The 18417-nt window shown below is 61.7% G+C and carries 20 protein-coding genes; 9 read left to right on the forward strand and 11 right to left on the reverse strand.

Features of this window, described 5'->3' with window-relative positions:
* Window positions 1-21: 21 nt before the first annotated feature.
* From KI810_RS01450 to hemW, 10 genes are all read right to left on the reverse strand, one after another.
* Window positions 22-1263, reverse strand: a complete 1242-nt coding sequence (locus tag KI810_RS01450; RefSeq protein ID WP_214173710.1) for a competence/damage-inducible protein A — start codon at window positions 1261-1263, stop codon at window positions 22-24.
* A complete protein-coding gene (locus tag KI810_RS01455) occupies window positions 1260-1709 on the reverse strand; it encodes a phosphatidylglycerophosphatase A family protein (protein ID WP_214173711.1) in 450 nt (149 codons plus the stop codon). The genes KI810_RS01450 and KI810_RS01455 overlap by 4 nt, the downstream gene beginning before the upstream one ends.
* Window positions 1706-2878, reverse strand: coding sequence for a nickel pincer cofactor biosynthesis protein LarC (gene larC, locus KI810_RS01460; RefSeq protein WP_214173712.1), 1173 nt, complete (start codon window positions 2876-2878; stop codon window positions 1706-1708). The genes KI810_RS01455 and larC overlap by 4 nt, the downstream gene beginning before the upstream one ends.
* On the reverse strand, window positions 2878-3630 hold the full coding sequence (gene larB / locus KI810_RS01465) for a nickel pincer cofactor biosynthesis protein LarB (protein ID WP_214173713.1): 753 nt from the start codon (window positions 3628-3630) through the stop codon (window positions 2878-2880). Before larB ends, larC begins: the two co-directional genes overlap by 1 nt.
* 108 nt (window positions 3631-3738) lie before the next feature.
* Window positions 3739-4317 (reverse strand): phospholipase D-like domain-containing protein, encoded by a 579-nt coding sequence (locus KI810_RS01470; protein ID WP_214173714.1) that lies wholly within the window; start codon window positions 4315-4317, stop codon window positions 3739-3741.
* Window positions 4314-5426: a molecular chaperone DnaJ gene (gene dnaJ, locus KI810_RS01475; RefSeq protein ID WP_281412526.1), complete on the reverse strand. Its 1113-nt coding sequence runs from the start codon at window positions 5424-5426 to the stop codon at window positions 4314-4316. Before dnaJ ends, KI810_RS01470 begins: the two co-directional genes overlap by 4 nt.
* 87 nt (window positions 5427-5513) lie before the next feature.
* Window positions 5514-7424, reverse strand: a complete 1911-nt coding sequence (gene dnaK / locus KI810_RS01480) for a molecular chaperone DnaK (RefSeq protein WP_214173716.1) — start codon at window positions 7422-7424, stop codon at window positions 5514-5516.
* 140 nt (window positions 7425-7564) lie between these two features.
* Window positions 7565-8149, reverse strand: coding sequence for a nucleotide exchange factor GrpE (gene grpE, locus KI810_RS01485; RefSeq protein ID WP_214173717.1), 585 nt, complete (start codon window positions 8147-8149; stop codon window positions 7565-7567).
* A 50-nt stretch (window positions 8150-8199) separates the two neighbouring features.
* Window positions 8200-9231, reverse strand: coding sequence for a heat-inducible transcriptional repressor HrcA (gene hrcA / locus KI810_RS01490; RefSeq protein ID WP_214173718.1), 1032 nt, complete (start codon window positions 9229-9231; stop codon window positions 8200-8202).
* A 98-nt stretch (window positions 9232-9329) separates the two neighbouring features.
* Entirely contained in the window at window positions 9330-10472 is a 1143-nt protein-coding gene (gene hemW / locus KI810_RS01495) for a radical SAM family heme chaperone HemW (RefSeq protein ID WP_214174681.1), read from the reverse strand.
* Between the two features lie 112 nt (window positions 10473-10584).
* On the opposite strand from hemW, the gene KI810_RS01500 reads away from it, so the two are divergent.
* From KI810_RS01500 to ybgF, 7 genes are all read left to right on the forward strand, one after another.
* Window positions 10585-11364 carry a carbon-nitrogen family hydrolase gene (locus tag KI810_RS01500; RefSeq protein WP_214173719.1) on the forward strand — a complete coding sequence of 260 codons (780 nt, stop codon included), beginning with the start codon at window positions 10585-10587 and terminating at the stop codon, window positions 11362-11364.
* Window positions 11365-11516: 152 nt separating this feature from the next.
* Window positions 11517-12191 carry a protein TolQ gene (tolQ, locus tag KI810_RS01505; RefSeq protein ID WP_214173720.1) on the forward strand — a complete coding sequence of 225 codons (675 nt, stop codon included), beginning with the start codon at window positions 11517-11519 and terminating at the stop codon, window positions 12189-12191.
* A gap of 9 nt (window positions 12192-12200) precedes the next feature.
* Window positions 12201-12620, forward strand: a complete 420-nt coding sequence (gene tolR / locus KI810_RS01510) for a protein TolR (protein ID WP_214173721.1) — start codon at window positions 12201-12203, stop codon at window positions 12618-12620.
* A complete protein-coding gene (locus tag KI810_RS01515) occupies window positions 12617-13378 on the forward strand; it encodes an energy transducer TonB (RefSeq protein ID WP_214173722.1) in 762 nt (253 codons plus the stop codon). The genes tolR and KI810_RS01515 overlap by 4 nt, the downstream gene beginning before the upstream one ends.
* Window positions 13375-14664, forward strand: coding sequence for a Tol-Pal system beta propeller repeat protein TolB (gene tolB, locus KI810_RS01520; RefSeq protein WP_425513886.1), 1290 nt, complete (start codon window positions 13375-13377; stop codon window positions 14662-14664). Before KI810_RS01515 ends, tolB begins: the two co-directional genes overlap by 4 nt.
* 205 nt (window positions 14665-14869) lie before the next feature.
* Entirely contained in the window at window positions 14870-15442 is a 573-nt protein-coding gene (gene pal / locus KI810_RS01525; RefSeq protein WP_214173723.1) for a peptidoglycan-associated lipoprotein Pal, read from the forward strand.
* Window positions 15443-15523: 81 nt separating this feature from the next.
* Window positions 15524-16324, forward strand: coding sequence for a tol-pal system protein YbgF (gene ybgF / locus KI810_RS01530; RefSeq protein WP_214173724.1), 801 nt, complete (start codon window positions 15524-15526; stop codon window positions 16322-16324).
* Window positions 16325-16372: 48 nt separating this feature from the next.
* Here ybgF and KI810_RS01535 read toward each other — a convergent pair whose 3' ends face one another.
* Window positions 16373-16636 carry a TatA/E family twin arginine-targeting protein translocase gene (locus KI810_RS01535; protein WP_214173725.1) on the reverse strand — a complete coding sequence of 88 codons (264 nt, stop codon included), beginning with the start codon at window positions 16634-16636 and terminating at the stop codon, window positions 16373-16375.
* Between the two features lie 190 nt (window positions 16637-16826).
* Here KI810_RS01535 and nadA point away from each other — a divergent pair, with 190 nt between their 5' ends.
* Window positions 16827-17741 carry a quinolinate synthase NadA gene (gene nadA, locus KI810_RS01540; RefSeq protein WP_214174683.1) on the forward strand — a complete coding sequence of 305 codons (915 nt, stop codon included), beginning with the start codon at window positions 16827-16829 and terminating at the stop codon, window positions 17739-17741.
* A 106-nt stretch (window positions 17742-17847) separates the two neighbouring features.
* Window positions 17848-18381, forward strand: a complete 534-nt coding sequence (locus tag KI810_RS01545) for a gamma carbonic anhydrase family protein (protein WP_214173726.1) — start codon at window positions 17848-17850, stop codon at window positions 18379-18381.
* The last annotated feature ends 36 nt before the right edge of the window (window positions 18382-18417 follow it).

The following is an 18417-nucleotide window of genomic DNA, read 5'->3' on the forward strand; positions in this document are numbered from 1 at the left end:
CTTACTTACTGGGGTTGTGTGTTACGGGGTCAACAACTGGCGCCGCAGCCAATCCATGGCCGTCAACGCGGTAATCGACCTGATCTCCTCCCGATCACCGATAAAAGCGTAGCGCTTGGCATGGCAACCGGCCCGGGTCGCCAGGGCAATGAAGACCGTGCCGACCGGTTTCTCCGGGGTGCCGCCGTCCGGACCGGCTATCCCCGTCACGGCAAGGGCGATGTCGCTGCCGCTCGCCCGCCGCATCCCCTTCGCCATGGCCATGGCCACCTCGCCGCTGACCGCGCCCTTCTCGGCCAGAAGCTGGGGGGGGACTTCCAGGTACCTGGACTTGGCGGCATCGGCGTAGGTAACCACTCCTTCCAGGAAATAGGCCGAACTCCCCGGTTGGTCGGTAATCCGTTTGGCTACCAGCCCGCCGGTACAGGATTCGGCTAGGGCCAGGGTAAGCCCTTTCTCCCGGAACAGGCCGGCCACCACGCTGTCCATGGTAGCGGTATCCTCCGCAAATACCACGCCTTTGAGCTTTTCCCGGGCCTCGGCCATGGCCCGCTCCAGCAGGTCGACGACAAGCCCTTCCCCATCCCCCTCGGCCCGCAGCTTGACGTGGATCTCGGGAAAGATGACGTTGAAAGCCACCGTTATCCCCACGTGGACCGATGCCAGCTCCTTGAGGAGAAAATCGACCTCCGCCTCGGAAGGACCGAACACCTTGAGGACCCGGGTCCTGACCACCTTCCGCTGGCGGCATCGCTCCAGCAGGAAGGGAATGACCGTGTCTCCCAGCATCCGGAGCATCTCTCCCGGCACCCCCGGGAGGAAGAACAGGTACCGCCCTTGATGGGTCAGGTGAAAACCACAGGCAGTCCCCACCGGATTGGGGATGAGGGTCGACTTGGTCGGCATGAGAGCCTGTTTTTCGTTGAGGGGATGGAGATTCCCTCCCAGCTTTTCGCAGATTCCCCTGACATGGACAAGGGCCTCGTCGTTGAGCACCAGTCGCCGTCCGGTGGCCTTGGCGGCAGCACGGGCGGTAATATCGTCGACGGTGGGACCGAGCCCCCCGGTGACGATGACCGCATCGCTCTTCTCCGCCAGGAGTTCCAGGGCCTCCATGATGTCCGGCTCCCCGTCGCCGACGGTCAGGTGTCGTTGCACCGTCAGCCCCGCTCCGTAGAGTCGTTCGGCGATCCGGCCGGCGTTGGTATCCACCACCTCGCCGTAGAGCAGTTCGTCACCGATGGAAAGGGTGGCAATCTTCACAGGAACCTCAGCAGCAGGTGGAGCGCCAGGCAGGCATACACCCCCGCCACCAGGTCGTCCAGCACCACACCGCAGCCGTTTTTCACATTACGGTCAACATACCGGGCGGGAAACGGCTTGGTGATGTCGAACAGGCGGAACAGGAAAAAGCCGGCCACCACCCCCTGCCAGCTGAACGGAACGGCGATCATGGTGACGAGGTAGCCGGCCACCTCGTCGATGACGATCTTTCCCGAATCCTTTTCGGCGAAGACCCGTTCTGCCTCTCCCGAAATCCAGCAGGCGAAGGAGCTGAACAGCAGGGTGGCCAGCAGGTAGAGCGGCAGCGGCAGCCGGGCCAGCAGGAGATAGAACGGGATCGCTGCCAGGGTGCCGACCGTCCCCGAGGCCACCGGACTGTAGCCGGTCCCCCCCCAGGTGGCGAGCATGATGACCAGACGCCTCATGACGCGACCGTCTCCCGTTCGATGATGCGGTAGACCTCCTGGAGGGGAAGCCCCCTCTCCTGAGCAAGCCGACGGCACTCTTCATATTCGGGCGCAACCCGGAGCAGGCCGGCGCCGTCCCGGAACACCTTCACCCGGACCTGTCCGAGGGAGGTCTCCCGCTCCTCGATGGTCCGTTCCAGCTTGAGACGACGGGCAGGATAATAGCGGATTCCGGCTGCGGTGGTTTCCGTCAGGACCATGCGGGCAAGTTCATCCAGATGGGAAGGGGAAGAGATGATGGTCAGCCTGATGCCGGGGCGGTTTTTCTTCATCTGCAGGGGAGCAAAGGCGACATCGAGCGCCCCCCGTTCCAGGAGCCGCTCCATGAGGAACCCGAAGATTTCCGGGTTCATGTCGTCGATGTGGGTCTCTGCCACGATTACGTCGTCATGGTGAAGGGTACCATCTTTTTCTCCCAGCACAAGGCGAAGAATGTTCGGCACGTCGGAGAAATCCCTGCTCCCGGCGCCACAGCCGACGCCGAGCACCCGCATGGCCGGCGGCGCTCCGAAACCGGTGGCTAGGGCAGCCAGAATGGCCGCGCCGGTCGGAGTGACCCGCTCTCCCAGGCCGGTATCACCATGAACCGGCATTCCCTTGAGGAGTTCGGCAGTTGCCGGTGCCGGCACCGGCAGCCGGCCATGGGCGGTCTCCACCCAGCCGCTTCCCAGGGGAAGGGAGGAGGCATGGAGTTCGGTCACCCCCAGGTAGTCGAGAGCGATGGCAGTTCCGACGATATCCACGATGGAGTCCACACCTCCCACCTCGTGAAAATGGACATGGCCGATCTCCACACCGTGGACCCTGGCTTCAGCCTCCGCCAGCCGGAAAAAGATCCGCTGGGCCCGCTCCTTGACCCCGGCCGCCAGGGAACTCGCCTCGATCATCCCGGAAATGTCGGTATAGTGCCGATGGGGCTGGTGCTCCTCCACCCGGACCTGAAAATGGGTCGCCACCATACCCCGGCGCGTTACCCGCGCCGCGTCGATGCTGTAGCTGGAAAGGGGAAGCGGGAGATTCGCCAGCTGGTCCCGGAGATGCACCAGTGGCACCCCCAGTTCCAGCAGCGCGGCGACCGTCATGTCACCGGCAATGCCCGCACCGCAATCACAATAGAGAATCTTCATCACTCGTCCCGGTTCATGAGGCTCGCGGCGCAGGCAGCCCCGAAGCCGTTGTCGATATTGACCACCGTCACCCCGGCGGCGCAGGAATTGAGCATGCCCAGCAATGCGGCAATCCCCCCGAAGGAGGCGCCGTACCCGATGGAGGTGGGTACGCCAATGACCGGCCTCCCTGCCATGCCGGCAACTACCGAGGGGAGCGCACCCTCCATGCCAGCCACCACAATGATCACCGCTGCGGTGAAAAGGAGCTCCTTCCGTGCCAGCAGACGGTGGATACCGGCCACTCCCACGTCGTAGAGCTGCTCCACCTCGTTTCCCAGCAGACGGGCGGTAACCACCGCCTCGGCGGCAACCGGGATGTCGGATGTTCCCGCCGACACCACGAGAATCTTTCCCCGGCCGGTTATCTCCACCGGCTTCTGTTCCAGGGTCAGGCAGCGGGCAGCCTCGTGGTACACGAGGCTGGGGAAATGCTCCTTGAGCTGCAGGGCACGGGGTTCGTCGATCCGCGTCACCAGCACGTTGTTCCCTTTGTCCACCAGCGCCGCGACGATCTGGGTCATCTGGCCGACGCTCTTCCCCTCGCCGAATATCACCTCGGGGAAGCCGAGTCGGAGCTGCCGGTGATGGTCCACGTTGGCGTGGCCGAGATCTTCGAACGGCAGGTGCTTGAGCCTCTGGATCGCGTCGTCCACGTCGATGTCGCCGTTTTTCAGGTTCTGCAGCAATACCTGCAGTTCTTTGCTGTCCATTGCCACCCCTTGTTTTACGTACCTGCACGAAGGAATAAAGTATAGCACGGAGTCCGGGAAAGGGGAATGAATCAATCCGTGGGAAGTGTGTCGCTTGGGGGGAAAAGGTCAGAGCCTGCCCAGGTAGCCGGTGATTTCGGCGGCCAGGGCCGGGGAATCGATATGGAGGGATAGCTCGTTGTTGCGGGTAAGGGCGCTCTGGGTAAGATTATGGCTGCCAAGGTAGACATGGCGGTTATCGATTACCACCACCTTGGCGTGGGAGGTCACCCAGGGGGAGTCGAAGCGGACCGTTACCCCACCGCGCCGCAGCAGGTCGGCCGTAAGGTGATTTTCCCCGTTGAGCGGATCCCGCCGACGCCCCTCGTCTTCGAGGACCACCGTGACCGCCACCCCCCGCTGCCGGGCACGGATCAGTTCGTCGGCTATCCGGCGGGGCTGGTTCCCGCGGCCCGTACCGGTCTTGAACAGGTAGCAGGAACAGAGGACGCTTTTGCGCGCCGTCCTGATTCCCTGCACGAGAGCATCCAGGTAGTCGCCATTCTTGAGCAGGGTAACGGAGGGAGAGGGGGATGGAGCGGCAGCGACAGGTACCGCCGGAGAAAAGACAAGGATTGCAAGGAGGGGAATCACCGCAAGCCGGGCGGAGCGCCCGGCCCGGCACCGATGAAGGAGAAAGAGGTTCAACTGATGATGTCCATGACCTTGTCGAAGAAGCCCTTCCGCAAGGGATGGACCTCTTCGCCGCTGATCCGGGCAAACTCGTCGAGAAGCTCACGTTGCCGCTTGTTCAGGTTGACAGGGGTTTCCACCCGGATGACGGCCAGCTGGTCTCCCCGACCGTACCCCTGAAGCACCGGGATTCCTTTCCCCCGCAGGCGGAAAATCCGCCCCGACTGGGTCCCTTCGGGAATCTTCATCTTCACCGGCCCCTCCAGGGTCGGGATCTCGATGTCGCACCCGAGGGCCGCCTGGGCAAAGCTGATGGGGACCTCGCACACGACGTCATTCCCTTCGCGGGTGAAGAGGGAATGGTCGCGTACCGAGAGCAGCACATAGAGGTCGCCGTTGCTCCCTCCCTTGGTCCCCTGCCCTCCCTCCCCGGTAAGTTTCAGGCGGTTGCCGGTTTCGACCCCCGGAGGCACCTTGACGGAGAGGGTCTTGGTATCCCTGACGCTGCCGGTACCGCGGCAGGTGCTACAGGGATGCTCCACCACGCGCCCCTCGCCCTGGCACTGACTGCAGGTCTTGCTGACGCTGAAAAAGCCCTGCTGAAAGCGGACCTGGCCGGCACCGCGACAGGTAGGGCAGGTTTTCGGTTCGGTACCCGGCTTGGCTCCATTACCCCCGCAGGTGTCGCACCGCTTGGCGTAGGGGACATCGATGGTGGTCTCCATCCCGAACGCCGCCTCCTCGAAGCTGATCTCAAGGTTGTACTGGAGGTCGTCGCCCCGTTTCCCCCGCCCCCGCTGCCGGCTCCCGCCGAAAATGTCGCCGAAGATGTCGCCGAAGATATCGCCAAACGGCGACCCGCCGAACCCCCCGCTGGAAAAGCCGCCGGCTCCAAGTCCGGCATGACCGAACTGGTCGTACTGGGCCCGCTTCTGGGGATCGGAAAGGACCTCGTAGGCCTCGGAAAGCTCCTTGAACTTGTCCTCGGCAGCCTTGTCCCCCGGGTTCTTGTCGGGATGAAACTGGATTGCCAGCCTGCGGTAGGCCTTCTTTATTTCCGTATCCGAGGCGTTGCGGTTGACGCCAAGCACCTCGTAATAATCGCGTTTGTCGCCATTTGCCAAGATATCGTTCCTTTTATCCTTGTCTAAATACGTATAGGGGCGCAGCATGCTGCGCCCCTACGATATACACCGGCGAACCGCGCCAGATTACTTCTTGTCGTCCTTCACTTCCTCGAAGTCTGCATCCACGACCTTCTCACCCTTGGAAGTCTCCTCGCCTGAAACCTCTCCCGCCGCCTCGCCGGCACCGGGCTGGGCCTTGGCGTAGACCGCCTCGGCAAGCTTGTGGGAAGCCTGCATCAGGTCGTCGCTCGCCTTCTTGATGGCATCCGTATCGCTCCCCTCCAGGGTCTTCTTCAGGGCCGCCAGGGCATCTTCGATCTTCTGCTTCTCGGCTGCATCGATCTTGTCCCCGAACTCCTTGAGGGACTTCTCGGTCTGGTAGGCAAGGCTGTCCGCCTGGTTGCGGGCCTCGATCAGCTCCCGCTTCTTCTTGTCCTCGGAGGCATGGGCTTCCGCATCCTTCACCATCTTGTCGATCTCCTCCTTGGAGAGACCGGAGGAGGCGGTGATCCGGATCGACTGCTCCTTGCCGGTCCCCAGGTCCTTGGCCGAGACATGGACGATGCCGTTGGCATCGATGTCGAAGGTTACCTCGATCTGGGGAACGCCACGGGGTGCGGCAGGAATGCCGGTCAACTCGAAGTTGCCGAGGGTCTTGTTATCCCCCGCCATCTCCCGCTCACCCTGGAGGACATGGATGGTCACGGCAGGCTGGTTGTCGGCGGCGGTGGAAAACACCTGGGACTTCCGGCAGGGGATGGTGGTGTTCTTCTCGATCAGCTTGGTCATGACGCTTCCCAGGGTCTCGATGCCGAGGGAAAGCGGGGTGACGTCGAGGAGCAGCACGTCCTTCACATCTCCCCTGAGGACACCCCCCTGGATGGCGGCGCCGATGGCCACCACCTCGTCCGGGTTGACGCCCCGGCTGGGGACCTTGCCGAAGATGTCCTGCACCTTCTTCTGCACGATCGGCATGCGGGTCATGCCGCCGACCAGGATCACCTCGTCCACATCACTGGCGGAAAGGCCGGCATCCTTGAGGGCGGTCCGGCACGGCCCTTCCAGCTTGGCGATGAGGTCGGCGCAGAGCGCCTCAAGCTTGGCCCGGGTGAGTTTCAGGGTCAGGTGTTTGGGGCCGGTGGCATCGGCGGTGATGAAGGGGAGGTTGATATCGGTCTCCATGGAGGAGGAAAGCTCGCATTTCGCCTTCTCCGCAGCTTCCTTCAGACGCTGCAGGGCCATCTTGTCGCTCCGCAGGTCGATCCCCTGGTCCTTCTTGAACTCGTCGGCGATCCAGTCGATCACCTTCTGGTCGAAGTCCTCACCCCCGAGGAAGGTGTCGCCGTTGGTGGACTTCACCTCGAACACCCCTTCCCCCAGTTCCAGGATGGAGATATCGAAGGTCCCTCCCCCCAGGTCGAAGACCGCGATCTTCTCGTCCTTCTTCTTGTCGAGACCGTAGGCGAGTGCCGCTGCGGTCGGCTCGTTGATGATCCGCAGGACGTTGAGGCCGGCGATCTTGCCGGCATCCTTGGTCGCCTGGCGCTGGGAATCGTCGAAATAGGCGGGTACCGTGATGACCGCATCGGTAACCGTCTCACCCAGGTAGTCCTCGGCGGTCTTCTTCATCTTCTGCAGCACCATGGCCGAAATCTCGGGGGGGGAATACTTCTGTCCCCGGACTTCCACCCAGGCGTCGCCGTTGTCCGCCTTCACGATCTTGAAGGGAGAGATGGCGATGTCCTTTTTCACCTGCTCCGTATCGAATTTGCGGCCTATGAGCCGCTTGATGGCGAAGAGGGTGTTCTCCGGGTTGGTGACCGCCTGGCGTTTGGCCTGCTGACCCACCGGCCGCTCCCCGCTGTCGGTGAAGGCGACCATGGACGGAGTGGTGCGGCTCCCCTCCGCGTTGGCTATGACAACCGGTTCCCCCCCCTCCATGACGGCTACGCAGGAGTTGGTGGTTCCCAGGTCGATTCCGATGACTTTGCTCATACAGGTGCTCCTCCTTGTGAAATATCTACGATCAAGCTAGGCATCCCCCCCCGAAAAAACAAGGGGGGACGCAAAAAAATGTACGGGGGAAAACGGGGACCAGAAACCGGGGCCCCTAGCCTCTCGTCCCCACCTCCCGGTCACGCGCTTTTCGTGACCGACACCATGGCCGGCCGCAACAGCCGCTCGTTGAGGAGGTATCCCTTCTGGAGTTCCTCCACCACCGTGTTGGCGGGAAGGTCATCCGACTCCACCTGGCACATGGCCTGGTGGAAGGCCGGGTCGAAGGCGGTCCCCCGGCCGGTCTCGATGGGGCAAACGCCGAATTTCTTCAATGCCCCGAGGAGCATGGCATAGGTCATCCGCACCCCTTCGATCACCGCGTTCTGGCTCTCCTCACCCGAATGGGCCAGTGCCCGCTCCATGTTGTCGAGGACCGGCAGGATTTCGAGAAGGAGCGCCTCGTTGCCATACTTGAGCAGCTCTTCCTTTTCCTTCTGGACCCGCCGCCGGTAGTTTTCCAGATCGGCCCGCTCCCGGACGAACTTGTCCCAGTTTGCCGCCGCCTCGGTTTCCTTTGCCGCCAGGGCCTCTTCCAGCTGCTGAAGCCGGTCGCCAGCGGAAGCCGTCTCCTCCGCCGGAGGCACGGCCGCTTCCGACTCCGTCTGCGGTACATCTCCAGCTGGTGCAGTATGGTGTTGTTCCGTATGTTTTTTCTTGTCCATCTCTCAAATCTCCCTTGAATCGCATCAATGCCCGACGGCGTGCATGCCTGCTACTCCATCTCCAGGAGCCGGCTGACCATTTTCGCCGTATAGTCGACAATCGGGATCACCTTGGCGTATCCCATGCGTGTCGGACCGATAACGCCAAGCACCCCGAGGGTGTTGCGGCCGGTCATGTAGGTCGAAGTAATGACGCTCAGCCCCGCCATCTGGCTCAAGCGGGATTCGGCGCCGATGAAAATATTGATTCCCTGCGCCCCGAGACACTGGTCGAGGAGGCTGACCAGCTGCCCCTTTTCCTCGAATGCCCGGAATATCTCCTTCATCCTGCCGACGTCGGCAAATTCCGGAAGTTCCAGGATATTGGACTGCCCCTCGAGGAAAACTTCCGAATCCTTGTCCGGCAGGCTCTGCTGGGAAAGCCGAAGGGCCTTGGACAGGAGGGCATCGTACCTCGTCTTGGCGTTCTCCAGCTCCTCCAGGAGGCGGCTGCGCACCTGGGCAATGGTCAGGCCGGCGACGAGCTCGTTGAGGTAGTTGGACATCCGCACCAGCTCTTCGCTGGAGAAATCGTCGGTCGTTTCGACGATCTTGTTCTGCACGGCGCCGCTCTGGGAAACCAGGATGACCAGGATCCGCCGCCCCCCCAGCTTGACGAATTCAAGATGCCGGAGCACATCGGCGGCGAAGCGGGGGGCGACCACGATCCCCATGTAGTGCGAAACGGAGGAGAGCATCCGGCTCGTCTCGTGAAGAACCTCGCCGATGTCCTTTCCCGTGAGGCTGCAGTGCTTCCGGATCTCCTCCCGCTCCTCCCGCGCCACCTTGCGGACACCGAGAAGGGAGTCGACATAGAGGCGGTAAGCCTTGTCGGTCGGCACCCTGCCTGCCGAGGTGTGGGGGGAGGCGAGAAACCCCATCTCCTCCAAGTCGGCCATGACATTGCGCACCGTGGCCGGCGACAGGTTGAGGCCGTGCTGGCGGGAAACGGTCCGGCTCCCCACCGGTTCGGCCGTAACTATGTAGTCCTCGATGATCGCCTCGAGGATCTGCTTGCTCCGTTCGGTCAGGTTGTCGCGCATGGATCACCCTCAAAAAAATATTAGCACTCACCATTTCCGAGTGCTAATACCGTCCCAATCTAATGACTAACGCCCGTTTTGTCAAGGGGATTTACCCGCTAAAGGAATGACTGAAATACCTGATTGGCCAGGGGGAGCCCGGCTCGGGTCAGTCGGAGCCGGCCGCCGGCAACTTCCAGCAGACCGGTCGCCGTCAGGCGAGCCACTTCCTCCCCGTAGGCATCGTTCACCGTAACCCCGAACTCCTTCTGGAACCGGGCCGGCTCGATCCCCTCCAGGAGGCGCAGGCCGAGAAACATGAATTCCGCCATGGCATCGCGCCGGTCGAGAATGGCCGGCTCCTCCGCCGGTGGCAGCCCGTCGGCCATGGAGTGCATATAGGCAACCGGGTCGCTCGGATTGTGCCAGCGCGTCCCCCACCCCCCATCCCTCAGGAAGGAATGGGCTCCCGCCCCGAACCCCAGGTAGTTCCCCCGGTGCCAGTAGACCTGGTTGTGGCGGGAGCGCCGCCCGGTCCGGGCGAAGTTGGATATCTCGTACTGTTCGTAACCGGCATCCCGAAGAACGTCCGCCGTCATCTCCAGCATCTCCAGCGCGGCTTCCTCGACCGGTAGATCGAGGTTTCCACTGCTGGCCAGGCTGAAGAACGGAGTCCCCTCCTCCACGGTCAGGCCGTAGGCGGAAATATGCTCGGGGGCAAGATCGACGGCCCGTGCCAGGTCGTCCCGCCACATGGTGGCCGTCTGGCCGGGGAGCCCATGGATAAGATCGATGCCGAGGTTGGCGAATCCCGCCTGCCGGGCCATGGTGACCGCATCAGCCGCCTGCCGCGCCGTATGGAGACGACCGAGACGAACCAGCATGGCATCGTCGAAGGACTGCACCCCCAGCGACAGACGGTTCACCCCGGCCGCACGGTAACCGGCGAGCTTTTCCCGGTCAACGGTGCCGGGATTTGCCTCCAGGGTTACCTCTGCCTCCGGCAAAAGCCCGTACCATCTCCCCGCCCCGTCGATTACCAGCTGCACGGACGCCGGAGCCATGAGCGAAGGGGTACCCCCTCCGAAGTAGAGAGTGGGAGCCGTTACCGCCTCCAGGGTTTCCGCATGCAACTCCAGCTCCCGCACCAGCGCGGCGACGTACCCCTCGGGAGAGACGGGAGAGCCGGCCAGGGAGTTGAAATCGCAGTAGAGGCATTTCCGGACACAGAATGGGAAATGGATGTAGAGGGCACACTCCATGCTCACGATACTAGTACATCCCTACCTCCATGTCCAAATATCTTGTTGAAATGCAGGTCACTTGCCGGTAAACTTGCGACACTCTTGCGATTAATCCGGAAGGAGGTCCGCCATGTCCCGTGAGGTCAAGGCAGCCGCGGTGCAGTTCACCATACAGCTGGGGGATATCGACGCCAACGTGGAGCATGTGCGGTGCGCACTTTCCCGTCTGGCCGGGGAGGGATGCCAGCTGGCGGTGCTGCCGGAGATGTGGAGCTGCGGCTTTGCCTATCGCGAACTCAACGCCCTTGCCGCCCGCACACCGGAACTGGTGGAAGAGATGGGGCGGCTTTCTGCCGAATACGGCATGGTGCTGGCGGGGAGCCTGCCGGAGCCGGACGGCGACAAGGTCTGCAATACCGCCTACCTGTTTGACCGCGGCAGGCTGGCGGGGAAATACCGCAAGATACACCTCTTCTCCCTGATGAATGAAGACCGCTCCTTCACCGGCGGTGATTCCTGGTTCGTAGCGGATACCAGCATCGGCAGGATCGGGGTGTTCATCTGCTACGATCTGCGCTTCCCCGAGCTTGCCCGCCGCCTCGCCCTGGAGGGGGCGGAAATCCTCGTCGTTCCCGGTGAGTGGCCCAAGCCGCGGGAAGAGCACTGGCGGACGCTGCTCCGTGCCCGGGCCATCGAAAACCAGCTGTTCGTCGTTGCCGCCAATTGCTGCGGGGTGGTCGGCAAGCTGGATTTCTTCGGCATGAGCCTGATTATCGGCCCGAAGGGAGAGGTCCTGGCGGAAGGCGGGTACGAAAACTGCGAACTGACTGCCTCTCTCGACCTCAGCATCATGGAGAACTGGCGCCAGCAGATACCCTGCTTCCAGGACCGGAAGCCGGAATGCTACTGACGGGCTTTCCCCGGGGGCGGGCACGCTAGCACCCCACCATCAGGGGCCGGCACGGGGACCTGTCCCGCAACAGCAAAAATCGTATTGACTTCCCCGGGGGTACGTAATATTTTCGGGGAGTTTACTCCTACCAAACAGCGGAGGTACATGCCGTGACATTCTTTGCCGGGACCGGCCTGGTCGTAAAACTGGTGCTGCTGATTCTGCTCTATTTTTCCGTCGTCTCCTGGGCCATCATCTTCTACAAACTGCTCCAGGTCCATCGTGCCAACAGCGAGTCGGAGCGGTTTCTGGAGTTCTTCTGGAAAACCAAGCGGTTTGACGCCATCAACGCCCAGGTTGACCGGTTCACCAACTCTCCCCTCACGGTCCTTTTCAGCGAAGGATACGGAGAGTTGAAAAAACTCATGGACAAGGGGGAGCAGAAGGAAGAGCCGGACGTGATCAGCACCGAACTGGGGGGGATCGACAACATATCCCGCGCCCTGCGCCGCGCCACCACCTCGGAGATCACCCGCCTGGAGAAGTACACCACCTTCCTCGCCACCACCGGTTCCACCGCCCCGTTCATCGGCCTGTTCGGAACGGTCTGGGGTATCATGACCGCCTTCAAGGGGATCGGCGAGACCGGTTCCGCCTCCCTGGCGGTCGTCGCCCCGGGCATCGCCGAGGCCCTTATCGCCACGGCCATCGGCCTGGTGGCCGCCATCCCGGCGGTCATGGGGTACAACCACTTCCAGCACAAGATCAGGGTGCTCATCGGAGAAATGGACAGCTTCTCCACCGAGTTCCTCAACATCGTGCAGCGCAGCTTCGCCAAGAAATAGGGGGGAAGCATGGGAATGGGAAGCCATAACAACAGCGACCGGGGGACCATGTCCCAGATCAACGTCACCCCCCTGGTGGACGTCATGCTCGTCCTTCTCGTCATCTTCATGGTCACCGCCCCCATGATGCAGCAGGGGGTCCAGGTCAACCTGCCGAAGGCGGACACCAAGGCCCTGCCGGCCCAGGAGGAGACCGTCATCGTCTCCATCGACAAGGGGAACCGCCTGTTCATCAACAAGGAGCCGATCGCCGAATCCGACCTCCGCAGCCGTCTGACCTCCATGTTTGCCAACCGGACGAAGAAGGAGGTGTTCCTCAAGGCCGATCGGGACGTTCCCTACGGGGATGTGGTCAGGACCATGGCCGAGATCAAGGGAGCCGGCATCGAACGGCTCGGAATGGTAACGGAGCCGGCCGGGGGGAGATGAGCCACCGCCTGCAGACAACATCACGAGGGTTCGGTGCATCGCTGACGTTCTCGTTCGTCATGCATCTGGCCCTTTTTTTTATCGTCACCTATTCGGGGCTCCTGCTGGCACCCCGCCTGCAGGAAGCTCCGGTCTACTACGTGGATGTGGTGAACCTGCCGGTGGCCCACCCCCGCATGGGAAGCCCGGCCGTGGCCGGCAGCCAGACGGGGGCGGTCCCCCAACCCCCAGCTCCTCCCCAGGCCATGCAGCTGCCGGTAAAAACGCCACCCAAAGCCGCTGCGGGAGCACCGGCGACCAAACCCCCAAAAGGAGCCACGGAAGAGACGAGCCGGGAATTCGAGGAACGGCTCCGGCAACTGGAGAAGAATGCTGAGGCGCGGCATCAGGCAGCGGCCCTGGAGGCGTTGAAAAACAGGGCGGCCGGCACCGGCAGGGGAGCAGCCGGGATGCCGACGGGGACGGGAAAGGAAGCGGGAAGCGACTACGCCAGTTACATCCACTCCCGGCTCCAGGATGTGTTTCGCACCACCATCGCCTACCAGAGCAAAAATCCGTCGGTGGTCGTACGACTCACCATCGCCCGTAACGGCCGGTTGCTCCGCTACCGGATCGAGCGGAGTTCCGGCGACAGGATTTTCGAAGCATCCGTTGTCGACACCATCACCAAGGCGGAAAAGACCTTCCCTCCACCACCGAACGGCACAGAATTCGAACAGGGCTTTCTGTTCAGGCCCCAGGGGATCGGTAAACAGTGAAAACGATCATTTCCATCGCCATAATCGCCGTGTTGACAATCCTCCCCGCCGCCATTCCCGCCGGGGAGAGTTACCTCGAAGTCACCGCACCCGGCAATCGGCAGCTGCAGCTGGCAGTAGCCACCCCTGTTCCCCTCTCCGGCGGGGTAAATAGCGGTATTGCCCGGGATATCGCGGAGTTGTTCCGGTTCGACATGACCCTCGCCGGACCGTTCACCGTCATGGCCACTACCCCGACTGACCCGAAGAGCGGCATCCGGCCGGGCGATTTCAGTTTCGACTCCTGGAAGGCAGCGGGAGCCGATATACTCATCAAATCGGGATACACCATCTCCGGAACCTCCCTTACCCTGGAATGCAGGCTGTACGACGTCACCCGAGGACAGGAACTGGCAGCCAAGCGCTACAGCGGCAGTGTCACCGATCTGCGCCGCATGGCCCACAGCTTTTCCGACGAGATCCTGCAGGTGGTAACCGGTGAACGGGGCCCCTTCACCGGCAAGATCGCCTTCGTCTCCAAACAGACCGGCAACAAGGAACTTTACCTGATGGATTACGACGGGTACAACGTCCAGCGCCTCTCCCGCAACGGCTCCATCAATCTCAACCCGGACTTTTCCCCCTCTGGCAAGGAAATCATCTATACTTCCTACAAAAAGAGGAATCCCGATCTTTACCGCCGCGATATTTTCAGCGGCAGCGAAGCACGGATCGCCGCAAACCCCGGAATCAACGTGACCGCCGCCTACGGTCCGGACGGCAGCCGGATCGCCCTGGCCATGAGCAAGGACGGCAATTCCGAGATTTACATCATCGGCAAGGACGGCAAACAGCTGGCCCGGCTGACCAATAATAACGCCATCGACGTCTCGCCAGCCTGGTCACCCGACGGTCGGCAGATCGCCTTTGTCTCGGACCGGCTCGGGAAGCCGCAGGTCTTTGTCATGAATGCGGACGGGAGCGGAGTTCGCCGCCTCACCACCAGCGGCGCCTACAACGTGAGCCCCCGCTGGTCCCCCAAGGGGGACCGGATTGTCTACTGCCGTCAGCAGGGAGGTTTCCAGATCTTTGCCATCAACCCGGACGGCAGCGGCGATACCCAGCTGACCAGCGAGGGGAGCAACGAGCATCCGCGCTGGTCTCCCGACGGCCGCTACATCACCTTCAGTTCACAGCGCGGCGGGCGGGAAGCCATTTACATCATGCGTGCCGACGGAACCGGACAGGTCATGGTTTCACGGGGGAAGGGATCGGACAGCCATCCCACCTGGTCGCCCCGCTGGTAATCCGAAGAGTTTTCCCCCATGACATCAAACGCATTGAAAACAGCGTCCGGATATGTATAATTAGGTACGTTCAGACCTCGTGGCAGCAATATTCCGTGCCCCTGGCCTTATTCATGTTTCCAGAAGGAATTGCTCTTTCGGAAACAGGCAGTTTCCCATCCGGATTTTCCCGGAGGGAAATTATTAACGGTAAAAGGAGAGGAAAATGCGCAAGGGTATGTTGGGATGTGTGATGGTATTGTGTTGTGGGGTGATTTTTGCCAGCGGTTGCGCCAAGGACGAGCTTGTGAAAAAAGATGAACCGGTAGCGGCGCCGGTTGCGCCCGCACCGACCCCCAAACCGGCTCAACCGACAGCGCCCCGGGAAGAGGTTATAGCCCCCCAGACGGTGAAGGAAGCATCCATTTCCACGACGGAAGAGATAGCCCCGGCAACGGCACCGATATCCGCCCTGGAGAAAATTTACTTCGACTTCGACTCGTTCACCCTCAGCCAGGCATCACGCGACACATTGGCGAAAAATGCCGAAATTCTGCTGAAGAAGCTGTCGGGCAAAATCCAGATCGAAGGGCATTGCGACGAGCGGGGCTCTGACGAATACAACCTCGCCCTGGGTGAAAAACGGGCCAAATCGGCCATGAACTACCTGGTTACTCTTGGCGTTCCGGCGGAACGGCTTTCCGTCATCAGCTACGGCAAGGAAAAACCGGCTGAACCGGGGCACGACGAGGCAGCCTGGGCCAAGAACCGCCGGGGAGAGTTCGTCATCGTAAAATAAGGTTCTTTCCCGTGACGATCACGAGGGGCGTAAAAACTACGCCCCTCTTTTTTCAACGGGGAACAAGGAGGATGCCTGGCTATGCGGTTGAATAACGTGGGACTCTCCCTGGTCATGCTGCTCGCGGTCGCGGGCTGCGCCAGCAGGGGAGAGATGGAAAACCTGCAGCGTGATACGGACGAACTGAAGACCCGTGTACTGCAGCTGGACAAGGACCTGGGAGCGACGCGGAATGAAGCGCGGGACATAGTGGAAAAGGCCCAGGGCTACCAGAAGGACATGGAAGCCCTGCGGAAGGGCGCAGCCGATCTCCAGGCGACTCTGGACAGCGCCCGGGTCGACATGCAGGTTCTGACCGGCAAGGTCGATGACGCAGCCCTCCTGGCGAAGAAACCGGCCGACGACCTTGCCCTTGTGAGAGAGGACATGGAACGCCGCTTCGCAGCAATCGACGAGCGCCTGGCAAAACTGGAAAAGGGGCTGTCAGACTCCATCGCACGGGAGGAAGCGACCCCGGAATCCCTCTACCAGAAGGGGCTCACTACCTTCAAAAATGGCGAACCGCAAAAGGCCCGGGAATTGTTCGGCCAGTTTCTCCAGAAATTCCCCCGGCACGACCTGGCGTCCAACGTCCACTACTGGCTGGGAGAGACCTATTACAGCGAAAAGAACTACGACCAGGCCATTCTTGAGTTCCAGGAGGTCATCAAGAACTTTCCGGGAAAGGAGAAGGTCCCGGCGGCCATGCTGAAGCAGGCCATGGCCTTCAAGGAACTGGGGGACGTCAAGAGTGCCCGTTATGTGTTCAAGAAACTGGTCGACGATTTTCCCCTGGCGGATGAAGCGAAACAGGCCAAGGAAAGACTCAAGGAGTTGAAATAAGAAAAGGCGGGAAATCCCCGCCTTTTTTATTGGTGCAAACTGCCGGCCTCACACCTTGGTCGGCTCTTTCTTTTCCTCCCCTTGAGTTGTCGTTGCGGCCTCCTTGGCGGCAACTTCCCGGGCTATCCTCTCCTTCTCATCCTGGGCCTGCACCTCGTCCTCCACGCTCTGCTTGAAATCATCGGTTGCCCGCTTGAACTCCGCCAACCCTTTGCCAAGTGAACGGGCCAGGTCAGGAAGCTTCTGCGGCCCGATGACGATCAGCGCAATGACCAGAATAACGATCAACTCGGGCATCCCTATCCCAAACATGGTAAACCTCTCTTTAGCCGGCCAATGCAGGCCGGACGCGCGTTGATTGCTAGAATAATAGAAGTTTTGCCGAATCATGTCAAGAACGGTTGTCGGTGGCAAAGGGTTTGACATGGCTGCAGATATTGTCTACTATTTCCACCACTCCCCGACCCGGGAAGCATGCCACGAACCACGAGGACCTGCCGACATGAGTGCAGAAACTGTCAAACAGGAGATCAGGAGCCTGCTCAAGGAGCGCAACGCCATCCTCCTGGCCCATAACTACATGCGCGACGAGGTACAGGAGATCGCCGACATCACCGGTGACTCACTCGCCCTCTCCATTGAAGCGGCCCGGGCGACGGCCGACGTCATCGTCTTCTGCGGCGTCCACTTCATGGCCGAATCGGCCTCCATCCTCGCACCGGCCAAGACGGTTCTGCTGCCCCGTCTGGATGCCGGCTGCCCCATGGCGGACATGGTAACGGTAGAAGGATTGCGGGAACTGAAAGCGCAGCATCCCGGGGTGCCGGTGGTCACTTACGTCAATTCCTCCGCCGCCGTCAAGGCGGAAAGCGACATCTGCTGCACCTCGGCCAATGCCCAGAAAGTGGTGAACTCCCTTCCCGAACCCGAGATCATCTTCGTTCCCGACCGTAACCTGGGGCGCTACGTGGCCAGGTTCTCCCCCAAGACCTTTCACTTCTGGGAGGGATACTGCCCGACCCACGAGCGGCTCACGGTCGACACGGTCCGACGGCTCAAAGGAGAACATCCCGACGCCCTTTTCATCTGCCATCCCGAATGCAACCCCGCCGTCCTAGAGCTTGCGGACCACGTCTGCTCCACGAGCGGCATGTACGATTACTGCCACAAAAGCACGGTTCGACGCTTCATCATCGGCACTGAAGCAGGCATCCTCTACCGCCTGCGGCAGGAGAACCCGGACAAGGAGTTCATCCTCGCCTCCCCCGCCCTCATCTGCCCCAACATGAAACTCACCTCTCTTGAGGATATCAAGGCGGCCCTGGAAACCATGGCCCCCGTAGTTAAGGTGCCGGAAGAGATCCGGGTGCCGGCGAAGAGGGCGCTGGACCGGATGCTGGCAATCCCACGGGACTAACCCCGGGGACCGGGGACCGGGGACCGGGGACCGGGGACCGGGGACCGGGGACCGGGGACCGGGGACCGGGGACCGGAAAGAATCCAATCTATCGAGGACTATGTCAATGATCCATTCGTTCCAGGGGATGCACCCCCAGATTGCATCTTCCGCCTTCATCGCCGAGACGGCAGTTGTCATCGGCGACGTGCAGATCGGGGAGCAGAGCAGCATCTGGTACAACGTGGTGGCTCGCGGCGACGTGAATTTCATCCGGATCGGCGACCGGACCAACATCCAGGATCTGACCATGCTCCACGTCACCCATCGGAAACATGCCGACGACCCGGGGGCACCTCTGGTCATCGGCGATGATGTCACCGTCGGCCACAGCGTCACCCTCCACGGTTGCACCGTCGAAAACGGTGCCTTCATCGGCATGCAGGCGATGGTCATGGACAAGGCGGTTGTCGGTGAGGGGGCTCTGGTCGGAGCCCGCGCCCTGGTAACCGAAGGGACGGTCATCCCCCCTCACACCCTCTGGGTCGGTGCACCGGCCAAATACAAGCGCGACCTTACCCCCGATGAAATCGCCTGGCTCCGCAAATCCCCCCAGAACTACGTCCGCTATGCCCTCGAGTATATCAACGACCACCCCTGAAACGGAGAGAGCCCCGGCAGATGAACATGCCGGAGC

This window comes from Geomobilimonas luticola, from assembly GCF_018476905.1.
In the GTDB taxonomy this organism is placed as follows: Bacteria; Desulfobacterota; Desulfuromonadia; order Geobacterales; family Geobacteraceae; genus Geomobilimonas; species Geomobilimonas luticola.

What these genes read in the sequence shown, in the direction of transcription:
- KI810_RS01455 (WP_214173711.1), bottom strand. Translation starts at nt 1,709, where the DNA reads ATGAGGCGTCTGGTCATCATGCTCGCCACCTGGGGGGGGACCGGCTAC.
- tolR (WP_214173721.1), top strand. Translation starts at nt 12,201, where the DNA reads ATGGGAATGGGAAGCCATAACAACAGCGACCGGGGGACCATGTCCCAG.
- nadA (WP_214174683.1), top strand. Translation starts at nt 16,827, where the DNA reads ATGAGTGCAGAAACTGTCAAACAGGAGATCAGGAGCCTGCTCAAGGAG.
- KI810_RS01535 (WP_214173725.1), bottom strand. Translation starts at nt 16,636, where the DNA reads ATGTTTGGGATAGGGATGCCCGAGTTGATCGTTATTCTGGTCATTGCG.
- ybgF (WP_214173724.1), top strand. Translation starts at nt 15,524, where the DNA reads ATGCGGTTGAATAACGTGGGACTCTCCCTGGTCATGCTGCTCGCGGTC.
- larC (WP_214173712.1), bottom strand. Translation starts at nt 2,878, where the DNA reads ATGAAGATTCTCTATTGTGATTGCGGTGCGGGCATTGCCGGTGACATG.
- KI810_RS01545 (WP_214173726.1), top strand. Translation starts at nt 17,848, where the DNA reads ATGATCCATTCGTTCCAGGGGATGCACCCCCAGATTGCATCTTCCGCC.
- KI810_RS01515 (WP_214173722.1), top strand. Translation starts at nt 12,617, where the DNA reads ATGAGCCACCGCCTGCAGACAACATCACGAGGGTTCGGTGCATCGCTG.
- hrcA (WP_214173718.1), bottom strand. Translation starts at nt 9,231, where the DNA reads ATGCGCGACAACCTGACCGAACGGAGCAAGCAGATCCTCGAGGCGATC.
- pal (WP_214173723.1), top strand. Translation starts at nt 14,870, where the DNA reads ATGCGCAAGGGTATGTTGGGATGTGTGATGGTATTGTGTTGTGGGGTG.
- dnaK (WP_214173716.1), bottom strand. Translation starts at nt 7,424, where the DNA reads ATGAGCAAAGTCATCGGAATCGACCTGGGAACCACCAACTCCTGCGTA.
- larB (WP_214173713.1), bottom strand. Translation starts at nt 3,630, where the DNA reads ATGGACAGCAAAGAACTGCAGGTATTGCTGCAGAACCTGAAAAACGGC.
- grpE (WP_214173717.1), bottom strand. Translation starts at nt 8,149, where the DNA reads ATGGACAAGAAAAAACATACGGAACAACACCATACTGCACCAGCTGGA.
- KI810_RS01500 (WP_214173719.1), top strand. Translation starts at nt 10,585, where the DNA reads ATGTCCCGTGAGGTCAAGGCAGCCGCGGTGCAGTTCACCATACAGCTG.
- hemW (WP_214174681.1), bottom strand. Translation starts at nt 10,472, where the DNA reads ATGGAGTGTGCCCTCTACATCCATTTCCCATTCTGTGTCCGGAAATGC.